This is a genomic window from Sporomusa sp. (genome assembly GCF_057736855.1).
This window is the reverse complement of sequence record NZ_JBYKYF010000317.1, coordinates 1-3415: the sequence shown is the minus strand read 5'-3', so window position 1 is coordinate 3415 and position 3415 is coordinate 1. Positions and strand designations below refer to the sequence as shown.

Annotated in this window: 4 protein-coding genes; all 4 read left to right on the top strand. The window is 42.8% G+C overall.

The features are described 5' to 3' along the window. Positions 1-45 precede the first annotated feature (45 nt). Positions 46-1254: a CaiB/BaiF CoA transferase family protein gene (locus tag AC29Z1_RS15420; RefSeq protein ID WP_488272340.1), complete on the top strand. Its 1209-nt coding sequence runs from the start codon at positions 46-48 to the stop codon at positions 1252-1254. 32 nt (positions 1255-1286) lie between these two features. Next, complete coding sequence (locus AC29Z1_RS15415; RefSeq protein WP_488272339.1) at positions 1287-2192, top strand: hydroxymethylglutaryl-CoA lyase; 906 nt, start codon at positions 1287-1289, stop codon at positions 2190-2192. Between the two features lie 53 nt (positions 2193-2245). Then, the gene (locus AC29Z1_RS15410) at positions 2246-2449 is read left to right on the top strand and encodes a 4Fe-4S dicluster domain-containing protein (RefSeq protein ID WP_488272338.1); all 204 of its coding nucleotides are present in this window, start codon (positions 2246-2248) and stop codon (positions 2447-2449) included. A gap of 20 nt (positions 2450-2469) precedes the next feature. After that, a partial coding sequence (gene vorB / locus AC29Z1_RS15405; RefSeq protein WP_488272337.1) for a 3-methyl-2-oxobutanoate dehydrogenase subunit VorB occupies positions 2470-3415 on the top strand: 946 nt, incomplete at its 3' end.

The window sequence follows — 3415 nt, the reverse complement described above, 5'->3', positions numbered from 1 at the left end:
CCAGACGTTTGTAGCAATTTATATACATTTAGGAGGAAGAAAACTATGGTAGCAGATACAATGACCCCCGGTGCATTGGAAGGGGTAACAATACTGGATTTGACAAGAGTTTTAGCAGGACCTTACAGTACGATGATATTGGCTGATATGGGAGCAAATGTTATTAAGATTGAACAGCCTGTTAAGGGCGATGATACTCGCCATTTTGGACCGTTCAAAAATGATGAAAGTGTTTACTATATTACCAATAATCGTAACAAAAAAGGTATTACTCTAAACCTAAAAGATCCAAGAGGAAAAGAAATGTTCAAAGAGATGGTTAAAAAAGCTGATATTGTTACTGAAAACTATCGGCCAGGTACTATGGAAAAGTTAGGACTCGGGTATGATGTGCTGAAAGAAATTAATCCTGGGATTATATATGCTTGTATATCCGGTTTTGGTCACTATGGACGATATAAAGAACGTCCGGGATATGATATTATCGCTCAAGCCATGAGTGGACTTATGAGTACTACCGGCTGGCCGGGTGGACCTCCCACACGTACTGGCACTGCAACTGGTGATGTGTTAGGCGGGTTATTTATGGCAATTGGTATACTGGGAGCCCTACATTATCGGCAAAAAACAGGTATTGGACAAAAGGTTGATGTGGCATTAGTAGATGCAGGAGTATCAGCTATGGGAAATGTTAATATGCTTTATTTTGCTAATGGCTATATTCCAAAGCGTATTGGTAACCGCTATGAATCAACTTATCCGTATGATTCCTTTGAATGTGCTGACGGCAGTTGTGTGATTGGTGCAGCAAATGATAAGTTTTGGAAAATTTTATGCGACATTATGGGAAAACCAGAAATTGCGGAATTACCTAAGTTCCTTCACATACGGGATCGTTTAGAAAACCATGTTGAAGTTAAAGAGCAGATTGAAAGTTGGACAAAGACTAAGTCGGCTAATGAGGTTGTGGAGGCTTGCTTAAAAGCCGGAATACCAGCCGCACCGGTATATGACGTTAGTCAGGTAGCAGCAGATCCGCATATTGCGATCGACAGAGAAATGTTTGTGGAGCAGGAGCATCCTAAAGCAGGCAAGATTAAAGTTACGGCAACCCCGGTTAAGCTATCAGCAACTCCTACAACCGTTAGGACTGTTGCCCCGGTTCTTGGTCAAGACAATGCAGAGGTTTATAAGGAGCTTCTGAATCTAAGTGAGCAGCAGTTGGCTGAGTTAAAAGCAGCCGGTGTGATTTAAAGTTTAGATAGAGATAGATGAAAGAGGCGATCATGTTGAAACTACCACAAGAAGTTGACATCATTGAAGTCTGTCCGCGAGACGGATTCCAGAATATAAAAACACCGATTCCGACTGAGACCAAAATAGAGATCATTGATAAACTGATAGATTGCGGTTTTAAATGGATTGAGGTTACGTCTTTTGTTCATCCTAAAGCAATACCGCAAATGGCAGACGCCGCTCAAGTTTTAAAGACTATAAAAGAAAAACATGCAGGCAGGGCAGGGCTTATTGCCCTTGCCCCTAATTTATTCGGCGCACAACGGGCAATAGAAGCTGGTACTGACGTAATTACTTTTGTTATTTCGGCCAGCGAGAAACACAACCTGGCAAACACCAAGCAAACGATTGAACAATCGGTTGCCGCATTTACTGAGGTGTGTAAAATCAAAGGCAATTGCAAAGTGCGTCTCGCAGTGGCGACTGCTTTTGACTGCCCGTTTGCAGGTAGGGTAGAACCAGAACAGGTTATGAGTCTAGTGGAAGCAGGGTTGGCTGCCGGAGCAGACGAGATTGTATTGGCTGATACTATTGGTACAGCAACTCCTTTGCAAGTGGAAGCCTTGCTACAACCACTAATGCAAAAATATCCACAAATCTCATTTATTTTGCATATACACGATACGCAAGGTATGGGGCTTGCCAATGTTGTTACAGCACTCAATTTGGGTGTGACACGGTTTGAAGCAGCGGCTTTTGGTCTTGGAGGATGCCCGTTTGCGCCGGGAGCAGCTGGTAATATTGCGACCGAGGACATGGTTAATATGCTTCATAAGATGGGTATTGTTACCGGGCTGGATTATGAAAAAATTTTGCATGTCGCTCACTATATTCAGGAAAAATTAGGGATTCAGCCGATGGGACATATGGCTAGAGTTACCTCTTGTCAGGGATAGAGTCCTGTCGTTATTCATAAACTATATGTTTTTTATTAAGAGAGGAGATATTTATGCCAAGACCGGTGTTTAACGTTGAAAAGTGCAAATCCTGTGAAATGTGTATTCAGGCCTGCCCTAAAAAGATTTTAGGGCTTAGTGATAGCTATAACAAAAAAGGATATTGTATCGTGCGGTGCAACGACGAAGCTTCCTGTATCGGTTGTACGTTGTGTGCCAGGATGTGTCCTGATGCAGTAATTGAAATTTATAAATAGAACGTATAGGAGTGAAATACATGAGTGAAAAAATCCTATTGAAGGGTAATGAGGCTATCTGCGAAGCTGCAATTCTTGCAGGTTGTCGATATTATTTTGGATATCCGATAACACCGCAAAGTGAGATTCCAGAATTTATGGCAAAAAAACTGCCGACAGTAGGTGGAGTATATTTACAAGCTGAAAGTGAAATTTCGGCAATAAATATGCTTTATGGTGCGGCAGCAGTCGGAGTACGGGCCATGACTTCGTCCTCAAGTCCGGGGTTCAGTTTAAAACAGGAAGGCATTTCTTATATTGCTGCAGCTAGTTTACCCTGTTTACTGGTGAATGTACAACGCGGTGGTCCTGGACTTGGAACCATTCAACCAGGTCAAGCCGATTATTTCCAGGCAACTAAAGGCGGCGGACATGGTGACTATCGGCTGCTGGTTTTGGCTCCTAATAGTGTCCAGGAACTTTTCGACCTTACGTTTGAAGGGTTTGATCTTGCTGATAAATACCGGATGCCTGTGCTTATACTTGCGGACGGCGCACTGGGACAAATGATGGAAGCCGTAACTGTGGAAACAAAACCATCACTTCAGGTGGAGAAGCCTTGGGCAATTACTGGTCGCAATGGCAGAAAAGAAACTAATGTTATCAATACTTTATCTTTTGATAAAGATGCGTCAGAACAAACCAACTGTGACTTACAGGCACAATACGCTGTCGTCAAACAGAATGAAACCCGTTGTGAAGAATATTACACTGATGATGCTGAATTGGTGCTTGTAGCCTATGGTATTACGTCTCGGATAGCCAAAGCTTCGGTGGATAAGGCTCGGGCGCAGGGATATAAAGTTGGTTTTTTAAGACCAATTACTCTTTGGCCATTCCCTTCAGCTCAGCTCTTGCGAGTAGCTCAAACTGCAAAAGCCTTTTTAGTATCTGAGCTTAGTACCGGGCAGATGGTTGAAGACGTTG

Coding starts and splice junctions, on each gene's coding strand:
- AC29Z1_RS15420 (WP_488272340.1), top strand. CDS start 46: ATGGTAGCAGATACAATGACCCCCGGTGCATTGGAAGGGGTAACAATA.
- AC29Z1_RS15415 (WP_488272339.1), top strand. CDS start 1,287: ATGTTGAAACTACCACAAGAAGTTGACATCATTGAAGTCTGTCCGCGA.
- AC29Z1_RS15410 (WP_488272338.1), top strand. CDS start 2,246: ATGCCAAGACCGGTGTTTAACGTTGAAAAGTGCAAATCCTGTGAAATG.